General features: G+C 45.9%; 1 rRNA gene. It reads left to right on the top strand.

From position 1 onward, the window contains the following. A 23S ribosomal RNA gene (locus KGF42_RS20695) occupies positions 1-254 on the top strand; the annotation flags it as partial. Between the last annotated feature and the right edge of the window lies 1 nt (position 255).

Below are 255 nucleotides of genomic sequence, written 5' to 3'. Positions count from 1 at the left end.
TTCCTGTACTACCGATAACCGTTTGAGAGATGGGATGACACAGTAGGATAAGCTAAGCACACTGTTGGTTATGTGTGCCCAAGCATTGAGGCAGTCAAAGTAGGTAAATCCGCTTTGATAATGCTAGTATGTGATGGGGAGCGAAATTTAGTAGCGAAGTAGCTGATTTCACACTGTCAAGAAAAGTCTCTATCGAGGTTAAAGGTACCCGTACCGCAAACCGACACAGGTGGGTGAGGAGAGTATCCTAAGGCC

The organism is Clostridioides sp. ZZV15-6383 (assembly GCF_020657735.1).
In the GTDB taxonomy this organism is placed as follows: Bacteria; Bacillota; Clostridia; order Peptostreptococcales; family Peptostreptococcaceae; genus Clostridioides; species Clostridioides difficile_D.
Note: the sequence above shows the minus strand (reverse complement) of the source record. Positions and strands in the feature narration are given on the sequence as shown.